Genomic DNA, 18,687 nt, shown 5'->3' on the forward strand with positions numbered 1-18,687 from the left:
ATTGTTAGCTACTCTTCAAAGGCTTTTTTAGCAGCTGCTTTGGCTGATTCGCGTGCAGATAGCACCTGAGAAAAACGGTTGGCGAAAATCCCCAGATAACCATAACCGGCAACACCCAGTGCGGGTACCAGAATCATCACTCCGGGTAGTTGCAGCCAGGGCTGATAAAAATAGCCTAAGACAATCAACACCAAACTCAGGGCAAATAAGGCAAGCCCAGAGAGGAAGAATCGCAGGCTACGCTTAGGGTGCGACCCTAAGCGATATATTAAATGCCGCATACGGATTTAGTAGTAGGAGTGATCGCCCCGTGAGTGTTCGGTGATGTCACGGACGCCGGTGATTTCCTCGAACTTAGCGATCATTTCTTTTTCGATGCCTTCTTTGAGTGTGACATCGATCATAGAGCAGCCGTTACAGCCGCCGCCAAATTGTAATACGGCAATGCCCTCGGCCGTGATTTCAACCAGGCTGACCTGGCCACCGTGATTGGCCAATTGAGGGTTTACTTCAGTCACCAGCATATGCTCGACACGTTCTTCCAGTGACGCATTGTTGCTGAGCTTTTTCGCTTTCGCGTTAGGCGCTTTAAGGGTCAGTTGGCTGCCCATTTTATCAGTGACAAAGTCGATCTCTGCTTCTTCAAGGAAGGGTGCACTTTCTGCGTCGACAACGGCATCAAATCCATTGAATGGTAAGCGGATATCGCTGTCTTCAACGGCATCGGCTGGACAATATGAAACGCCACATTCAGCCTGGGCTGTACCTGGGTTTACGACGAATACGCGGATGTTTGTACCATCGGCTTGATCGGCCAATAGCTTGGCAAAGTGTGACTGAGCTGTCTCTGAAATTGTGATCATAATCTACGCTATACTTGACTAAATTACTCGGTTAATCCCTATGATACTCCCCTCATCTTGTTGTAGCTAGTGTTGGGCGTAAAAATTTGCAGCAACTCGAGCCTCATTGCTAGCGTACTGGCTGGTTAAAAATTGCCGGAGTAGATGGAGTAACTATGTATCGCCTGTTAATCGTGCTGTATGTGTTGAGTTTGCAACTCAGCGCTAAGCCACTGAGTTATTATTTTGATGACACACAACAATTTGACCCACTCATTCCAAAACCACATGAGGTGCTGGGATATGAAGTTGGAGAGTGGCATGTGCGTCCGGAGCAATTGGTACACTACTTAAGCAAGTTGGCAGAGGCTAGCCCGCGGGTGTCAATAAAGACCATAGGTCACAGCCATGAACATCGGCCATTGGTATTGCTGACTATTGCTAATGAAAATCGGCTTAAAGACATAGAGGCGGTAAAAAATGCACACCTGAGCGCGCTTGAACAATCACTGCCCCGTAAAGAGGCGCCGGCCATTGTCTGGCTCGGTTATAGTGTTCACGGCAATGAACCGTCGGGCAGTAACACGGCCATGCTGGTGGCTTACTATCTGGCGGCTGCTCAGGGGGAGAAAATAGATGCTTTGTTGCGCGATACCGTGATATTGCTAGACCCGTCACTGAACCCGGACGGGTTAGCGCGGTTTGCTAACTGGGCTAACAGTCATCGCGGTCAGGTATTATCAAGCGACCCGCAACACAGAGAGCATGTTGAAGGCTGGCCCTCTGGCAGAACCAATCACTATTGGTTTGATTTAAATCGGGACTGGCTGTTACTGCAACATCCAGAATCACAGGCACGGATCGCAGCATTTCATGAGTGGAAGCCTAATGTTTTAGCTGATTTCCACGAAATGGGTCCTAACTCAAGCTACTTTTTCCAGCCTGGGATCCCATCGCGCACGCATCCACTGACACCCGAGCGCAACCAAAGTTTAACTGCGGCCATTGGTCAGTTTCATGCAGATGCACTGGACCAGACCGGTCAACTGTATTTTACTCAGGAGAGTTTTGACGATTTTTACTATGGCAAAGGGTCAACCTACCCGGATATCAATGGATCGGTGGGTATTCTGTTTGAGCAAGCCAGCAGTCGTGGTCATGCACAGGAGACCCTTAATGGCTTGCTGACCTTTCCACAGACGATCAAGAACCAGCTTATTACCTCATTTTCAACAATTCAGGGAGCGGTTGCTAACCGTCAGGCACTACTTGATTACCAGCAGCACTTTTATTCAAGTGCGCTCAAAGAAGCAAAACAACAAGACTTTCAGGGGTATGTGGTGTCGGCTGGTAAAGATCCATATCGGTTAGAGCAGTTTGTTGCGCTACTGAGCCAGCATCAGGTGAAGACGCATCGACTGGAAAAGCCGTTGAAAATTAAAGCACATCAGTTTAAGGCTGGGGATCTTTACATCCCATTGGCGCAGCCTCAGGTTCGTCTCATCCTGGCCATATTCAGTGAGCAAACGCATTTTAAAGACAATACATTTTACGATGTATCGGGGTGGACTTTGCCACATGCCTACGATCTGGACTTTGCGCAGGTCACCAGTAGTTGGGGCCTGACTGTCAGTGACACTCAGTGGCAGCCGGCCGCCTTGAGCGAGCCAGAGCCGTTGCCTGGTAAAGCGTACGCTTATGCTTTTTCATGGCAGCATTATCTGGCACCTAAGTTACTCAACCAGTTATTGACACAAGGGTTGGAAGCGCGTGTTGCATTGCAGTCATTCACTGCCAGATTGGCAAACGGAGAACAACATTTTGATGCCGGCACGATTGTGATCCCTGCGGGGCTGCAAAACCAGGATGACTGGCAGCACTTGCTGACAAAGCAGGCGAGGGAGCTCGCTATTCCACTTACAACCATCAACTCAGGTCTGACGCCTCAGGGTATCGACTTAGGTTCTCGTCGTATGATGCCGCTGCGCAAGCCTGAAGTATTATTGGTGGGTGGTCAGGGTACCAGCCAGTATGAAGTGGGCGAAGTCTGGTACCACCTCGACAGACATATAGGGATTGCGCCAAGCATTATTGAGCTGCATCGTCTTGAACGGGTTGATCTGAGTCGTTATAGCCACATTGTACTGGCCGATGGCCGCTATTCAGGGCTGAGTAAAAAAGCGCAAGCTGCCATTATCAGCTGGGTCCATAAAGGCGGTGTGATCTGGGGTCATAAGCGCGGTGCGCAGTGGCTGATAGAACACCAGTTGCTCAATGCCAAGGTCATCGGCAGTAAAGAAATGCGCGAGGCATTCAATACGAAGGGGCTGCGTTTTGAAGACAAAGAACAGCTGGCTGCACAACAGCGTATTGCAGGCGCCATTTTTGAGACTCACTTAGATCTTTCTCATCCGCTGGCATTCGGTTTTGAGAACAGCACCTTACCTGTATTCAAAAATAGCAGCTGGGTGATTGAGCCCAATGAAGCCCCGTTCCTTGATGTCGCAATGTATCAACAACATCCGCTACTTGCGGGTTATGCCGACGATCGCAATGTCTCACAAATCGCAAAATCGGCCGCTCTGGTCGCTGACACCTATGGAAATGGAGTGGTAATAGCGATGACGGACAACCCTGTTTTTCGCGGTTTCTGGTACGGTAGCAGCCGACTGTTTAATAATGCACTCTTTTTCGCACACGCGGTTCATTAGGCTGGTGTCAGGCACGTAGCACATGCCCAGATCTGTTCAGCGCCTGCGCGTTGACAGAGCTGGGCGGCTGCATTTAGGGTTGCTCCTGTGGTGAGCACATCGTCAACCAACAAAATACGTCTGCCAATCAGAGTTCCCGATAAGGTAAAAGCCTGGCGCTGGTTTTGCAATCGAGCCCTGCGATTTAACGATTGCTGGGCTCGGGTCATGCGCTTTGATAAAACAGGCAGAATCGATAACTGGGGTTCAAGTACACGGCCCCAGGTCTGCATTACCTGATTAAAGCCGCGATTGATAAGGCGGTGCCTGGGCAAAGGGATAATAATGGCTGCATCCGCATCAATCAGTTGCTCCTCACAGTAGCACTGCCACTGATGTGTGATAACCTGACGCAGCACGCTGGCTGCATGGTTCCTCTGATGCAGTTTTAACTCACATAACCAACGTTTTAGTGCACCACGATACCAACCACAGGCGATCAGTCCATCACAGTAGGGCAAACTGAACTGAGCTTGTATATCAGGGCGTAATAGCAGGTTTCCCTCTGCGGGAGAGAAAAGAGGCAGGGCCTCGAGACATGACACACACAGGCCTGTGGTGTCTGTTGGGCAGCGGCAACAAGCGCACTGGCAGGGGAACAGAGCTTGTGTGATTGCACGGGATAATGACATTGCTTTCCATCCTTGAATCGCTATCATAGCGACAAGTTTGGTTGAGGAAGTGAGTTAATGCAAAGCGAAATTGTCCTATTGCACGGCTGGGGAATGAATAAACAAGTATGGCAGCTGAGCGCTGAACAGCTTCAGCAGGCACAAGCTTTGCCTGTCCGTGCGGTGAATTTGCCTGGCTTTGGCGGCGCGGCGTTTCCTGAGCATATCTCCACCTTGGATGAGGTTGCGGATGACATTGCAGCTCAGTTGAACAATAACTCTGTGCTGGTTGGCTGGTCTTTGGGTGGGCTAGTGGCCCTTAATCTGGCGCATCGATATCCGGAAAAAGTCGCCAAACTTGTGCTGGTGGCATCTAATCCCTGCTTTGTGGAGCAGCCAGACTGGCCAGGGATTAAACCGAAAGTGCTGGCAGGGTTTAAACAAGCACTGGCCGATGACAGCGCCAAAACCATAGAGCGATTTCTCGCGATTCAGGCAATGGGAAGCGAACATGCCCGGGATGATATTAAACAATTGCGTCAGCTGTTAGGTCAGCTACCAGCCCCGAACTCCAACGCGCTCAGCCTTGGGCTGGATGCATTACAAAGCTGTGATTACCGCACTGAGTTTGGTGCACTCAGCCAGCCTGTATTCGGGCTTTTTGGTCGCCTCGATGCACTGGTACCGAGCGATGCGATTGAGCGAATGGCTGCACTCAATCCGCAGTTTAAGGCGTTTACCTTTTCCAAAGCATCACATGCGCCGTTTATTTCCCACAAAGACGAGTTTGTTACTCATTTAAAATCAATTCTTTAGTTTTCTACAATGGAAAAAGCGGCAATTTTTTGCCGCCTTTACTTTATTTTGTCTATAAATTGAGCAATAATTAGGTTGAGATTTTCTAACTTTAGGGCGAGATATGGCAGTCAATGATATCCTCAATGCAGGTGTTCAGGGTTTTGAGTTTGCCCGCCAAAGTGCCGAGCAAGCCGCAGCCGACATTAATAAGGCAACACTGGCTCAGCAGAGCGAGCAGCAGGTTGCACAGCAACGACAACTTCAGGGCGCATCCGGTAATGAAGGCGTCACCGCACCTGTGGGACAACCTCCCAGGTTAGACGAAGCCGTGGTTGACCTAAAGGTAGCAGAATTTAACGCCAAAGCGAACGCACAGACTATTCGTACAGCCGACGAAGTATTGGGTACTTTGATTGATATTAAAGTGTAATGAATATAGTAACGCCACCCCCGGCGATGAACCTAAACACGGCGAACGTCTACACTGAGACGGCGCAACGTGACAATCAGCTCCGCGAGGTTATTCCTAAACCTGCGCCGGTCTCCCCTGCGTTTACTGAAAACAAGCCGCTGTCTGACGGGGAAAAACAAAAAACTTTTTCTGCCGATGATTCCGGCCTGTACGATAGTACAGGTCAGCTTAAAGATGGTAAAACGATTGAAGAGCGTCAGGAAGGGGAGCAAGGTGATCAGGGCAATCAACAGGATCAGCAAGAACTAAGCGATCGTGAACAGGCTGAACTGGAAGCAGAGCAAGCTCAGATACAAGAACTGAAAGAGCGGGATCGGGAAGTGCGCTTGCACGAAGAAGCGCATGCCAGAGTGGGTGGTCAATATGCCGGGTCGCCCAGCTATGAATATCAACGCGGTCCGGACGGCAACAATTATGCTGTCGGCGGCGAGGTGATGATCGACGTAGCGCCGACTGGGGATCCGCGTGAAACCATAGACAAAATGCAAACTGTTCGTGCTGCAGCGTTAGCACCGGCAGAGCCTTCGGGTGCAGACAGAGCTATCGCGGCAGATGCAACGGCTAAAATTGCACAAGCCCAGGCTGATCTTGCTAAACAATCTATCAGTGGTGAAGAAACGGATGAAAACGGCAACCGGGTTGTGGGGTATCAAACTCGTCGCCTGAATGAAGATGAGGTAAGCGAGCAGCAACCTGAGTCTGCGCGCTTGGAAGAAGAGGTAGACCCATTTGCTGTCGCGCTGCCTATCGACAGGGATCCTGAAATAGCGTCACGGGCATTGAGAATAGAAGGCTTTTACGGCCATGTTGCCAAGCCCAAAGAAGCGTCTCAGCTATCGGTGGTAATTTAAATAGCAAATAAGCCCAATAAGTTAAACGACACAGGCCCGCTTATGCGGGCCTGTGTCGTTGTGTGTGTCAGCAATTACTTTTTCAGCTTGGCAAAGGCTTCAGCAAAGGCATTGCCCATCGCTGCGTTGCCGTTGTCGCGACGATTGTCACGTCGAGTGTCTTTGCGCTGTGCTGGTCGTTGAGACTTGCCTCCGGGCTTTTGCGCGGCAGGCTTACTCTGTTTTTGTCCTGCGCTTGCCGGGATCTCATCGTTTAGTCGCATGGTAAAGCTGATCCGTTTACGGGCTACGTCTACTTCAATGACTTTAACTTTTACAATGTCACCCGCCTTAACCACTTCTCGTGGATCTGAGATAAACTTGTCCGTCAGTGCTGAAATATGAACGAGTCCATCCTGATGTACGCCAACATCGACAAAGGCACCGAAGTTAGCAACATTAGAGACGACGCCCTCAAGGGTCATGCCAACCTTTAGGTCGGAAATGGTCTCTACCCCGGCTTTGAACTGAGCCGTTTTAAACTCGGGACGAGGATCACGACCTGGCTTGTCCAGCTCGCCCAGAATATCAGTGATGGTTGGCACACCAAATTTGTCATCGACATAGTCGGCAGGATCCAGTTTGCCCAGTACATCACTGTTACCTATCAGTGCGGTGACATCCAGTGATTTACTACCGCATATTTTTTTCACCACAGGGTAAGCTTCGGGGTGAACCGCTGAGGCATCCAGAGGATCATCACCATTGGCAATGCGCAAGAACCCCGCTGCCTGTTCAAATGCTTTTGGCCCCAGACGCTCTACCTGTTTCAGCTGTTTACGGTTGCTAAATGAGCCATTGGTATCCCGAAATTTAACGATGTTGGTGGCCAATGTTTTATTTAACCCAGAAACACGCGTTAATAGAGGCACTGAGGCTGTGTTGACATCGACACCAACCGAGTTTACGCAGTCTTCTACAACGGTCGTTAGTGTCTGGCCCAGCTGACTTTGTGATACATCATGTTGATACTGGCCTACACCAATCGACTTAGGCTCAATTTTAACCAGTTCAGCAAGTGGGTCCTGTAAGCGGCGAGCGATCGACACGGCACCACGTAACGAGACATCCAGATCCGGAAATTCATTGGCAGCAAACTCCGAAGCGGAGTAGACCGACGCGCCTGCTTCACTGACCATGACTTTAGTGAGCTTCAGCTCACTGGCGGCTTTCAGCAGCTCGGTGGCTAGTTTGTCTGTCTCGCGAGAGGCCGTGCCATTGCCAATGGCAATCAGCTCCACTTTGTGCTGACGACACTGTTGTTCCAGTGTACGCAGAGATTTATCCCAATGATTTTGTGGCGCGTGTGGGAAAATTGTAGTGGTTGCCAGTAACTTGCCCGTCTTGTCGACAATGGCAACCTTACACCCGGTTCTGAGACCTGGGTCGATCCCCATTGTCACACGCGGTCCCGCGGGAGCCGCCATCAGTAGATCTTTGAGGTTTTTGGCAAAGACATCAATGGCGCCTTGCTCAGCAAATTCACGGGTAGCACCCAGCATTTCATTTTCAAGATGCGTGGCCAGTTTGATTTTCCAGGCCCACTGCACAACGGTCATTAACCAGCTACTTGCAGCGCGGCCCGACACGTCCAGACCGTAGTGATCCGCTATCATCTGGGCACAATATTGTTGGGGATCTTCTGCTTGTGGTTCCGGGTTGATAGACAACTGCAGAATGCCTTCGTTACGAGCTCTGAGCATGGCGAGCGCACGGTGAGACGGGACCCCTGCCAGTTTTTCGTCGTGTTCAAAGTAGTCACGATATTTACTGCCTGCGTCTTCTTGGCCTGGAACAACACGGCTCTGTAAGTAGCCATGTTGCTTTAACTGGTTTCTGAACTTGCTGAGTAATTTTGCATCTTCTGCAAAGCGTTCCATCAGGATGAACTTGGCACCATCCAGCGCCGCTTTACTATCCTCAATGCCCTTCTCGACATTGATATAGGCTTCAGCTGCTCGTTCGGGTGCCTGATCCGGATCGCTGAGCAGTAGAGCGGCCAGTGGCTCAAGCCCAGCTTCAATGGCTATCTGACCCTTGGTACGGCGCTTGGGCTTGTAGGGTAAGTATAAATCTTCCAGTTCAGTCTTGCTTTGTACCTGATTTAGTTCTGATGCAAGTTGCTCAGTGAGTTTGCCCTGCTCATCTATGGTCTTGATAATGAAGGCTCGGCGTTCCTCTAATTCTCGTAAATAGCCCAGGCGCTGTTCGAGTAAGCGCAGCTGAGTGTCATCCAGTCCACCGGTTACCTCTTTACGGTAACGGGCTATAAACGGAACGGTCGCACCTTCATCCAGTAGCGCGGTAGCAGCATCCACTTGCTGTTGTGATGCGTTTAGCTCAGCAGCTAAACGGGCTGAGATATTGCTCATGCAAAATCCTTATATAGTTCAATTGGCTAGCTCTATTTCTTGGCCAGCATTTGCGGTCATCATATCATATCTGGAACGGATGTGGTCAGGCAGTGTAATCGATCTTATTGACGTACCAAAGCATCTCCCCTTGCGGGGTTTTTACACTGTATTCTTCATCAACTGACTTCCCGAGTAGTGCTCTTGCCATGGGAGAATCGATAGAGATGTAATCATTCCGCTCGTAGATTTCATCCGGCCCTACAATACGAAAACGCTTAACTTCGCCATCGTCATTCTCTATTTCGACCCAGGCACCAAAATAGACCTTACCTTGCTGCTGCGGCGAGTACTCTACAATTTTCAAGTCTGGCAAGCGTTTACGTAAATAGCGGACGCGGCGGTCTATTTGGCGTAGTAAGCGTTTGTTAAAAGTATAGTCGGCGTTTTCTGAGCGATCGCCTAAACTTGCTGCCCAGTTAACGATCTTGGTCACTTCCGGGCGCTTTTCAAACCATAAGTGATCGTGTTCCTGCTGAAGCCTTCGATAGCCTTCAGGTGTAATTAGGTTGGTTTTCATCTTGTGCATACTAGGGTGAAACGTCGACATGTGTCTAGTGTACTCCGGATCTGGGTGCATACCAATTCCACGAAACTCGGGATCTGCATGGCCAAACCGGGGGCACACCTGTAACGTTCGGTAACAATCTTATTCTGTGTTTATGGTGTCTAAGCGTTTTATTTTCAATTATATTTAGGGTCAACTAGAGAAAAAATAAGAAGAATGCCAATGGGGAATGAAACCACTAAAGTGTTAGTCGTTGACGATGATATGCGTTTACGCAGCCTGCTGGAGCGATATCTGGTTGAGCAGGGCTTTATTGTTCGCAGTGCTGCTAATTCTGAACAAATGGACAGATTGCTTGAACGTGAAAACTTTCATCTGATGGTGTTGGATCTCATGTTGCCAGGGGAGGACGGCTTGTCTATCTGTCGTCGCCTCAGGCAAAAAGAAAATGAAATACCCATTGTCATGTTGACGGCAAAGGGAGATGAAGTTGATCGTATCATTGGCCTGGAGTTGGGCGCAGATGATTATTTGCCCAAGCCATTTAATCCGCGTGAGTTATTAGCACGGATCAAGGCGGTGTTACGTCGCCGCGCTAAAGAAGTGCCTGGTGCGCCAGCGGTCGAAGAAAATGAAGTCGAATTCGGTGCCTTCAAACTCAACCTGGCAACCCGGGAAATGCAAAAAGGTGATGCAACCATCGCCCTGACCAGCGGCGAATTTGCTGTGTTAAAAGCGCTGGTGAGCCATCCCAGAGAGCCGCTGAGTCGTGACAAGCTGATGAATCTGGCCCGTGGCAGAGATTATAGCGCACTGGAGCGCAGCATTGATGTTCAGGTTTCGCGCTTGCGCAGAATGATTGAGGAAGATGCCTCTAACCCCCGTTATATTCAGACAGTCTGGGGCCTGGGTTATGTTTTTGTCCCGGACGGCGAGAAGTAAATGAGTATCCTGCCTCGTAGCGCATTTGGACAGACGGTATTTTTTGTCGGTGCGCTGCTGCTGATCAACCAGATTGTTTCCTACATTACAGTGACCCTGTACGTGTTTAAGCCGACCTTTGAACAGGTTAACCTGATGCTTGCCAAGCAGGTTAAAACAGTGTTCATTGATTGGGAAGAAGGCGTTGAGGTCGACTCCACTTTATCGGAAAAATTTTTTGAGATCACAGGTATCGAGGTTATGGCTCAGCGCGAGGCGTACCGCAACGGGCTTGGAGAGGCCAGGGAATATACTCTGTTATCGCGCAGTATGTCTGAACAGCTCAATGGATCTGCCCGGGTGCGGATCAGCCAGGGCGACCCCGTTGTATACTGGGTAGAAGCACCTCAGGCACCGGGTTATTGGGTTCGGGTGCCCCTCACTGGTTTTTCTGAAACCAAAATGGAATTTCTCGTATTCTATCTCTCTAGTATCGGCTTTTTAAGCGTACTCGGAGGCTGGTTGTTTGCTCGGCACCTGAATAGGCCGCTTAAGGCCTTACAGATTGCGGCCAGTCGGGTTGGAGTCGGTGATTTCTCTACCCGCCTGGTTGAACATGGCTCCACGGAGGTTATCGAAGTAACTCGTGCATTTAATAAAATGTCCAAAGGGATCGCAGAACTTGAGAATGACCGACGTTTGTTGATGGCGGGTGTATCGCATGATTTAAGAACGCCATTGACGCGTATCCGTTTAGCGACAGAAATGATGTCGGATGAGGAAGCCTATTTAAAAGAAGGAATTATCGACGATATTGAAGACATGAATGCCATCATCGATCAGTTTATTGAGTACCTGAGACATCATAACAGCGGAGAAATGGTGTTGGATGATGTCAATGCGGTTGTTGAAGAAGTTGTGCATGCCGAACAACAGCATCAAAGAGAAATCGTCCTGACAACGACGGCAAATATCCCCGCCGTCATGATGAACCATGTTGCACTGAAGCGCGTGGTCACTAATATGATTGAGAACGCCATCCGTTATTCTGAGGACAAGATAGAGGTGATGACAGAATTCAGTGCTCGTCATAAAGCGGTGTTTATCAAAGTGAAGGATCGGGGCCCCGGGATCCCGGAAGAGGAGTTAGAATCGCTCTTTGAGCCGTTTAAGCAAGGTGATCAGGCACGGGGGAGTGAAGGAAGTGGTTTGGGCCTTGCCATCATCAAGCGGATAGTGTCCACCCACGGCGGAAAAGTGCGCCTGCGCAATCGCAAAGAAGGCGGCCTGAGTGCGGAAGTCATGCTACCGGTCGCGAAAAAATTCGGTGCCATCAATTCTGCACCTGAGCAGTCAAAGCCCGGTGAATAAACGCGACTTATCTTATCTGCCTGGCTGTTTGAGTGCAGTAACCAGAGCTCAGCTGCTTAGTATCATTGGGCAGTGCTTTGAGGGGATAGAGCCAGAGGCCTATTTTGCTTACTACTTTGAGCAAGACGGGCCAATTCATCGGCGGCTGAGACTCTATTACAGTGAAGCCGGTGAGCTGGCAGGGTACTGTTTGCTGACCTTCGATGACGGCCATCAAGCGTTTTGCGTGATTGGCGCATCGGCCGGGTTTTTACCGCAGTTTCGGGGTAAGAACAATACTTTTTCTTTTTCTATTCTTGAGGTAACCAAGGTTTATTTGCGCCGGCCCTGGCGCACTTTGTTATATGCAGATACCATGCTTAGCCCTGCCATGTTCCGGGCTATGGCAAAGAACATTGCCACGGTTTATCCAACCGCGACAGGCTCATCGACGGAGTCTCAATTGTATCAGGCGTTAAATCCAACTGGGCTTGAGAGTGATGTGAATGGGATGCTGTGTCTTAAAGTGGTGGGGCGAAAAACACGTTACTCAGCTGCAGAAGTGGCTCAGTTTAAAGCCAGTAACAAAGCAGAAATAGCCCATTACTGCACTGTGAACCCCAACTTTGATAAGGGGGTGGCGTTACTTGCCGTGATCCCGGTGACCTTAAGGCAACTCCTCGCCACAGCCTGGAAACAGCTTAAAAATACGTTCTAGTCGGGCTGTGCTCGATTTCAGTTCTGCCCTAAATTCAGGCATAAAAAAACGCCCAACGAGGGGCGCTTTTGATAAAGGAATCTGAATCTAAGTCAGCTTAGCCACGCGGGCCAGCTGATTTGATGGCTTCAGAGACATCGTATTTTGCGAAGTTGGCTTCGAAGTCTGCAGCCAGCTTAGACGCATACTCAGCATATTTTGCTTTGTCTTCCCAGGTGTTGATTGGGTTAAGCAGTTTGCTGTCTACACCTGGTACAGCAACCGGTACGTCCAGGTTTAGCGCGTCAATGTGTTGTGTTTCTACGCCTTCCAGTGTGTCGTTAACGATAGCATCAATCACAGCACGTGTGGTCGGAATATCGAAACGCTTACCAATGCCATAAGGACCGCCAGTCCAGCCAGTGTTAACCAGGTAAACTTTTGAGTTGAACTCACGTACACGTTTCATCAGAAGCTCAGCATAAACGCCTGCCGGACGCGGGAAGAAAGGTGCGCCGAAACACGTTGAGAAGGTTGACTCTATGTCTGACGTAGAACCAATTTCTGTTGAGCCCACTTTGGCTGTATAGCCGCTCAGGAAGTGGTAAGCTGCTGCTTCTTCAGACAGAATAGACACTGGAGGTAGTACGCCGCTCACGTCACAAGTCAGGAACACTACTGCACGAGGCTCACCGGCACGGTTTTCTACTTTACGCTTTTCAACGTGCTCAAGCGGGTAAGCTGCACGGGTATTTTGTGTCAGGCTAGTGTCATTAAAATCAGGAACACGTTGTTCATCCAGTACTACGTTTTCAAGGATGGTACCAAACTTGATTGCGTTCCAGATAACCGGCTCGTTCTTCTGAGACAGGTCGATACATTTTGCGTAACAACCGCCTTCGATGTTGAAAACACTGCCAGGTGCCCAGCCATGTTCATCATCACCGATCAGGAAGCGTTTAGGATCTGCCGACAAAGTCGTTTTACCTGTGCCAGACAAACCAAAGAATAATGTGGTGTCGCCTGCTTCGCCTACGTTTGCACTACAGTGCATAGGTAGTACGCCCTTCGCTGGTAACAGGAAGTTTTGTACAGAGAACATAGACTTTTTCATTTCACCGGCGTAATGCATACCTGCGATAAGCACTTTGCGCTCTGCAAAGTTGATGATCACTGTACCGTCGCTGTTTGTTCCGTCGCGCTCAGGGTCGCAAACGAAAGAAGGTACATTCATCACCTGCCATTGGGGTAAATCAGCTGCATTGTATTTTTCAGGCTCGATAAACATGTTCTTGGCAAAAATATGGTGCCAGGATGTTTCTGTTGTTACAACAACGGGTAAATAGTGTTCAGGATCTGAACCCACTTCAAGGTGAGAGACGAAGTGGTCGTTGCTGTTCACGTGTGCTTCTACACGGGCCCACAGCGCGTTGAATTTGTCTGCATCGAATGGGCGGTTAACGTTACCCCATTGGATGTCATTTTCTGTGCTTGGCTCTTTAACGATAAAACGGTCGTTAGGTGAACGCCCTGTGCGGCGGCCAGTTTTTGCTACAAAAGCTCCATTTGCGGCCAAAGTCCCTTCACCACGGCGGATGGCGTGTTCGACAAGTTCAGCTGCAGTTAAATCGACAAAACGAGTAGCGCTTGAAGTCATGTTTATACCTAAATGTGAGAATTGAACGGGATAGCTCTGGAGAAGTTTCACCAAAAGCTGAAATCATAGTAACAGATGAAATTCAGATATTCGAGCCCTGAAACGGGGTAAAACGCCATAAATTTGTCAAAAAAATCGAATAATTTCAATGATACCGGTGTCATGAAATGTGACCTTAAAATGACACCGGTATCAATTTTTAGCGACAAAAAAGCCGCCAAAATGGCGGCTTGTCTCCAATTTGATAAAAGTAGCCTGGCTAATTAAAAATTGCCTTAATATCTTGCTCTTCAAATCGGTAATTTTTCAGGCAGTAATGGCAGCTGATATTAATCTCACCCTGCTTTTGAACATCGTCAAGCAAAGCATCTCGGCCAATATTGACCAAAGCGCTGATGGTTTTATCGCGGCTGCAACCGCAGACAAAATTAATTTCCTGTGGCTCGAACAACTGTGGGTTATCTTCGTGATATAAGCGTGTCAGCACTGTTTGCGCGTCAAGTGTAAGCAACTCCTCATCTTTAATGGTGTTGCTGAGTGCTTCCAGATGGGCAAAATCTTCTTCCGACTTGGCTTTGTCTACCGGCAGCACCTGTAAAAATAGTCCAGCTGCTTTAGCGCGCTCGCCACTGACATCGGTGGCGAACCACAAACGAGTCTTCAATTGTTCAGACTGAACAAAATAGTCTTCCAGACAGGCAGCCAGGGTCTCGCCACTCAGTGGTACAACGCCCTGATAGCGCTCGCCCTTATCTGGAGTAATGGTGATCACCATATAGCCTTTGCCCATCAGATCCTGAACACTGCTGCCTGTGACTTCACCCTGCAGGCGGGCAATGCCACGCATATTTTGCTTGTGGTCACCGTTGATGGCAGCGTATTTGACCGGTCCATCACCTTGCAATTGTACTGTGATGTCGCCTTCAAACTTTAACGTGGCGGTCAGCAGGCTGGACGCAAGTAGTAGTTCACCCAACAGGGTTTGCACTTCCTTCGGGTAGTCATGGCCACTGATAATGTCATTAAAGGTGTGTTCAATTTGTACGAGTTCGCCACGTACATCGAGTTGATCGAAAATATATCGATGAAGTAAATCTTGTTGCATCAATTCAGATCCTAGCTAGATTTCAGTTTGAGCAGTTCGCGACGCTGCTTTTTATCTGGTTTATGCTCGGGGCGCGGTGCAAAAAAGCTGTTGTTTTTGCGCGCGATGGCGTTTTGCGCCCGTTTTTCAAGGCTGGCTTCGGACTCCACATAGAGTGTCTGAGCGATAGGCGCACTCTGGCGCTTTTCTATTAACTTCAGCACGGTGATCTCCTTCTCATCGAAGCCCTGTGCCAATTTTATCACCGCACCAACATCAACCGTTCGGCTGGGTTTACAGCGCTGGCCGTTGTAGTGTACCTTGCCACCCTGGATCATCTCTCGGGCTATGGTGCGGGTTTTATAAAAGCGTGCCGCCCAGAGCCATTTGTCCAGGCGTACTTTCACTTCGCTTAGGTTGTTTTCTTGATTGACTTTTGTCACAATTCGTTAACTAATGCCCAAAGCTAATTTAATCGGTGAAATTTAACACATTTGATGAGGCAAAAAAAGCATCTGGACACGCTCTGATGTGGTTACATCTCAGCCACAAGCACTGTTAATACTGTGTTCAGGTAGGTATCCTAAGTTGTACCTATTTACTTTAAAGTTTCATATACGCGTGCTTGTTGAATCGAATTCGAGGCGGTACACTGAGGCGCTCAACAGAATAAGAATATGACATATGGAATTACAGCTACAACAGTTGCAAAAATTAATACATGACTTACCCCATGCGAAGCTTAGCCGCCTGGTGGTGTATTTGGCTGTTGTGTATATCGCATTTCTTTGTGCTAAGTTATTTTGGCTGCTCTGGCCAGTTCCTCAGACTCAGCCTTTGCCCACTCAATCGCAGATGTACGCGCAAACCTCTGCTGCGGTAAGCAGCCAAACCATTCTTGGCCACAACATATTTGGCAAGGCAAACGAAAAAACCGTTGTTGAAGCGCCCAAACCAGTGATTTCTGATGCGCCTGAAACGCAACTAAATGTGCGGCTGACGGGCATCGTTGCGGTCAGCCAGAATGATGCAGCAGGTCTTGCTATTATAGAATCTCAGGGTCGCCAGGAAACCTATGTGGTGCAGGATCCCGTTAAGGGGACGCGTGCCAAACTGGCTCAGGTACTGCCTGATCGAGTCATCCTGGACGTCAGTGGTCGGTTTGAAACCCTGATGCTGGACGGTATTGAGTTTAGTCGTCAGGTTGCCACGCCGGTACAATCTCGTCGTACTGCTAACCGCAACCAGCCAAAACAGATCAGTGACAAAGCCCGTGAAGAGCTAAAACAGCGCCGTGATGAGTTGCTGGCCGAGCCGGGCAAATTGTTCGACTACATTCGTATTTCGCCTGAGCGACGTAATGGCCAGCTGGTTGGCTATCGTTTACGTCCGGGCAAAGACCCTGAACTGTTTAAGAAGATGGGGCTTAAAAATAACGATCTCGCCATTGCTATTAATGGCTTCCAACTCACGGATATGAAACAGGCTATGTCAGCGATGAATGAGCTGAGAAATAGTACTGATGCCAATATCACGATTGAACGTGACGGCCAGACTGTCGATGTGCAATTTAGCCTGTAAAGACTATAATTTTGGAGTTATAAAAATCATGGGTAGAAAGCTACACCTCACAAAAATCAAAAAAGGGTTAGCTAAGTATGCAGCTCTGTTATTTGCGGCTGGATTGTCCTTGTCTGTTTCTGCGGTTGAGTATGCGGCCAACTTTAAAGGCACTGATATTAACGAATTCATTAATATCATCAGTAAGAACCTCAATAAGACCATCATCATCGACCCCAACGTTCGGGGCAATATTAATGTCCGCAGCTACGAGCTGATGGACGAAGCGCTGTACTATCAGTTTTTCCTCAATGTACTGGAAGTATACGGCTATGCGGTCGTAGAGATGGAAACTGGGGTGCTCAAAGTTGTGCGCAGCTCAGATGGTAAAAAAGCCAATGTACCTTTAGTGGGTGACGGTGACATTGATAACGGCGATGTGATGATCACCCGGGTTGTTGAGGTTAAAAACGTCAGCGTACAGGAACTTGGTCCGCTTATTCGCCAGTTCAGTGACCAAAAAGATGGTGGTCACGTCACCAACTTTAACTCTGCCAACGTCATGATGTTGACAGGCCATGCTGCCTCGGTAAATCGATTGGTCAGCATTATCAAGTCGGTGGACCAGGCGGGTGACCAGCGTGTTGACATTGTACGCTTGAAGCATGCAACGGCTGATGACGTGGTGCAGGTCGTCGAAAAAATTTATAAAGACGGTGGTAAAAACCAGGTACCACAGTTTTTGATCCCTAAGATCGTTTCAGACAACCGTACTAACAGTGTGGTGGTCAGTGGTGAGGTACAAGCCCGTACCCGCGCGATCGAACTAATTAAACGTCTGGATGAAGAGCTGGAAAACCAGGGCAATACCCAGGTTTTCTATCTCGATTATGCGAAGGCTGAAGAGCTGGTTAAAGTGCTGCAAGGAGTGAGTAAAACCCTGCAGGAAGAAGCGCAGGGCGGTAGTAAAACCCGTACTCGCAACAATCAAAATGAGACTAGCATCGAAGCCCATGAAGATTCTAACTCACTGGTGATCACGGCACAGCCGGATACCATGCGATCACTGGCCAACGTCATCGAAAAGCTTGATGTGCGTCGAGCTCAGGTTCTGGTTGAAGCCATCGTGGTGGAAGTACAGGAAGGGGATGGTATCAACTTTGGCTTGCAATGGATCACCGAAAAAGGCGGCATGTTGCAGTTTAATAATGGTACCACCGTTCCGGTTGGGGCGTTGGCTGTGGCTGCCGAGCAGGCTCGTGATAAGACTGTCACTAAAAACGTGATTGGTACGGAGTCGGGTAATACGACTTCCTATGACGAGACACAAGAAGGTGATTTAGGGCCGCTAGGATCGTTGTTGGGCGGCATCAATGGTCTGGCAATGGGCGTTGTGAAAAACGACTGGGGCGCGATCATCCAGGCCGTATCAACCGATACCAACTCGAATATCCTTGCTACACCTTCTATTACAACCATGGACAATGAAGAAGCATCCATGATTGTCGGCCAGGAAGTGCCTATCATTACTGGCTCAACTGCCAGTGAGAATAACTCGAATCCATTCCAGACGGTGGATCGTCAGGAAGTGGGTGTGAAACTAAAAGTCACCCCACAAATTAATGATGGTACAGCTGTACAGCTAACCATTGAGCAGGAAGTTTCCAGCGTCAGTGGTGCAACCGCGGTTGATATCTCAGTGAATAAACGTGCTATCAATACGACTGTCATTGCTGATGACGGCGGTATGGTCATCCTGGGTGGTCTGATTGACGAAGACGTACAAGAAAGTGTTTCTAAAGTTCCGTTACTGGGCGATATTCCGGTACTGGGCCATCTGTTTAAGTCAACCAATACCACCAAGCGTAAGCGTAACCTGTTGGTATTTATTCGTCCGACGATTGTTCGTGACAGCCGCAGCATGAACGAGCTGAGCCATGCTAAGTACAAGTTTATCCGTGGTGAACAGACTAAGCAGCGTGAAGATGGTATTGATCTGATGCCGCTGCAGGATGCGCCAATTCTGCCGCAGTGGGACGATGCGATGGTGCTACCGCCAACGTATGAAGAGTTTCTGAACGAGCAAAACGAGAAGAACAATGACTGAGGCGGTACAGGAACTGATCGACGGCCATG

17 protein-coding genes are annotated in these 18,687 nt (G+C 49.1%); 9 read left to right on the forward strand and 8 right to left on the reverse strand.

The annotated features are described in order from the left end of the window. Nucleotides 1-8 precede the first annotated feature (8 nt). Both NH568_RS22435 and nfuA read right to left on the reverse strand, forming a co-directional pair. Nucleotides 9-281 carry a hypothetical protein gene (locus tag NH568_RS22435; protein ID WP_253110494.1) on the reverse strand — a complete coding sequence of 91 codons (273 nt, stop codon included), beginning with the start codon at nucleotides 279-281 and terminating at the stop codon, nucleotides 9-11. A 6-nt stretch (nucleotides 282-287) separates the two neighbouring features. Beyond that, complete coding sequence (gene nfuA, locus NH568_RS22440; protein WP_046007063.1) at nucleotides 288-863, reverse strand: Fe-S biogenesis protein NfuA; 576 nt, start codon at nucleotides 861-863, stop codon at nucleotides 288-290. Between the two features lie 155 nt (nucleotides 864-1,018). Here nfuA and NH568_RS22445 point away from each other — a divergent pair, with 155 nt between their 5' ends. Further along, nucleotides 1,019-3,553: a M14 metallopeptidase family protein gene (locus NH568_RS22445; RefSeq protein WP_253110496.1), complete on the forward strand. Its 2,535-nt coding sequence runs from the start codon at nucleotides 1,019-1,021 to the stop codon at nucleotides 3,551-3,553. Here the strand turns inward: NH568_RS22445 and NH568_RS22450 are convergent. Further along, on the reverse strand, nucleotides 3,550-4,224 hold the full coding sequence (locus tag NH568_RS22450) for a phosphoribosyltransferase family protein (protein WP_253110499.1): 675 nt from the start codon (nucleotides 4,222-4,224) through the stop codon (nucleotides 3,550-3,552). The two genes, NH568_RS22445 and NH568_RS22450, sit on opposite strands and share 4 nt — an antisense overlap. 57 nt (nucleotides 4,225-4,281) lie before the next feature. Between NH568_RS22450 and bioH the strand changes: the two genes are divergently transcribed. From bioH to NH568_RS22465, 3 genes are all read left to right on the forward strand, one after another. Next, the gene (gene bioH / locus NH568_RS22455; protein ID WP_253110503.1) at nucleotides 4,282-5,019 is read left to right on the forward strand and encodes a pimeloyl-ACP methyl ester esterase BioH; all 738 of its coding nucleotides are present in this window, start codon (nucleotides 4,282-4,284) and stop codon (nucleotides 5,017-5,019) included. A gap of 103 nt (nucleotides 5,020-5,122) precedes the next feature. After that, nucleotides 5,123-5,431: a hypothetical protein gene (locus NH568_RS22460; RefSeq protein ID WP_253110507.1), complete on the forward strand. Its 309-nt coding sequence runs from the start codon at nucleotides 5,123-5,125 to the stop codon at nucleotides 5,429-5,431. Next, a complete protein-coding gene (locus tag NH568_RS22465; RefSeq protein ID WP_253110510.1) occupies nucleotides 5,431-6,324 on the forward strand; it encodes a putative metalloprotease CJM1_0395 family protein in 894 nt (297 codons plus the stop codon). The genes NH568_RS22460 and NH568_RS22465 overlap by 1 nt, the downstream gene beginning before the upstream one ends. Before the next feature lie 74 nt (nucleotides 6,325-6,398). Here NH568_RS22465 and NH568_RS22470 read toward each other — a convergent pair whose 3' ends face one another. Together NH568_RS22470 and greB are read right to left on the reverse strand one after the other, a co-directional pair. After that, entirely contained in the window at nucleotides 6,399-8,735 is a 2,337-nt protein-coding gene (locus NH568_RS22470; RefSeq protein WP_253110513.1) for a Tex family protein, read from the reverse strand. An 85-nt stretch (nucleotides 8,736-8,820) separates the two neighbouring features. Further along, nucleotides 8,821-9,294 carry a transcription elongation factor GreB gene (gene greB / locus NH568_RS22475; RefSeq protein ID WP_253110516.1) on the reverse strand — a complete coding sequence of 158 codons (474 nt, stop codon included), beginning with the start codon at nucleotides 9,292-9,294 and terminating at the stop codon, nucleotides 8,821-8,823. Nucleotides 9,295-9,504: 210 nt separating this feature from the next. Here greB and ompR point away from each other — a divergent pair, with 210 nt between their 5' ends. From ompR to NH568_RS22490, 3 genes are read left to right on the forward strand one after another with little or no spacing between them, the layout of a single operon-like run. Further along, nucleotides 9,505-10,224 (forward strand): two-component system response regulator OmpR, encoded by a 720-nt coding sequence (gene ompR / locus NH568_RS22480; protein ID WP_253110528.1) that lies wholly within the window; start codon nucleotides 9,505-9,507, stop codon nucleotides 10,222-10,224. Beyond that, on the forward strand, nucleotides 10,225-11,574 hold the full coding sequence (envZ, locus tag NH568_RS22485) for a two-component system sensor histidine kinase EnvZ (protein ID WP_253110532.1): 1,350 nt from the start codon (nucleotides 10,225-10,227) through the stop codon (nucleotides 11,572-11,574). It abuts the gene before it with no gap. Further along, nucleotides 11,567-12,271, forward strand: coding sequence for a hypothetical protein (locus NH568_RS22490; protein WP_253110535.1), 705 nt, complete (start codon nucleotides 11,567-11,569; stop codon nucleotides 12,269-12,271). The genes envZ and NH568_RS22490 overlap by 8 nt, the downstream gene beginning before the upstream one ends. Before the next feature lie 97 nt (nucleotides 12,272-12,368). On the opposite strand, the gene NH568_RS22495 is transcribed toward NH568_RS22490, so the two are convergent. The 3 genes from NH568_RS22495 to hslR all read right to left on the reverse strand — a co-directional run bounded on the left by NH568_RS22495 (nucleotide 12,369) and on the right by hslR (nucleotide 15,434). Then, nucleotides 12,369-13,907, reverse strand: a complete 1,539-nt coding sequence (locus tag NH568_RS22495; RefSeq protein WP_253110547.1) for a phosphoenolpyruvate carboxykinase — start codon at nucleotides 13,905-13,907, stop codon at nucleotides 12,369-12,371. A gap of 259 nt (nucleotides 13,908-14,166) precedes the next feature. Then, nucleotides 14,167-15,012: an Hsp33 family molecular chaperone HslO gene (gene hslO, locus NH568_RS22500; RefSeq protein WP_253110551.1), complete on the reverse strand. Its 846-nt coding sequence runs from the start codon at nucleotides 15,010-15,012 to the stop codon at nucleotides 14,167-14,169. Nucleotides 15,013-15,023: 11 nt separating this feature from the next. Next, on the reverse strand, nucleotides 15,024-15,434 hold the full coding sequence (gene hslR / locus NH568_RS22505) for a ribosome-associated heat shock protein Hsp15 (RefSeq protein ID WP_253110553.1): 411 nt from the start codon (nucleotides 15,432-15,434) through the stop codon (nucleotides 15,024-15,026). Nucleotides 15,435-15,675: 241 nt separating this feature from the next. Between hslR and gspC the strand changes: the two genes are divergently transcribed. Together gspC and gspD are read left to right on the forward strand one after the other, a co-directional pair. After that, nucleotides 15,676-16,572, forward strand: a complete 897-nt coding sequence (gspC, locus tag NH568_RS22510; protein ID WP_253110556.1) for a type II secretion system protein GspC — start codon at nucleotides 15,676-15,678, stop codon at nucleotides 16,570-16,572. A gap of 28 nt (nucleotides 16,573-16,600) precedes the next feature. After that, complete coding sequence (gspD, locus tag NH568_RS22515; protein ID WP_253110558.1) at nucleotides 16,601-18,658, forward strand: type II secretion system secretin GspD; 2,058 nt, start codon at nucleotides 16,601-16,603, stop codon at nucleotides 18,656-18,658. Nucleotides 18,659-18,687: the final 29 nt, after the last annotated feature.

The organism is Pseudoalteromonas sp. XMcav2-N (assembly GCF_024124545.1).
Classification (GTDB): Bacteria; Pseudomonadota; Gammaproteobacteria; order Enterobacterales; family Alteromonadaceae; genus Pseudoalteromonas.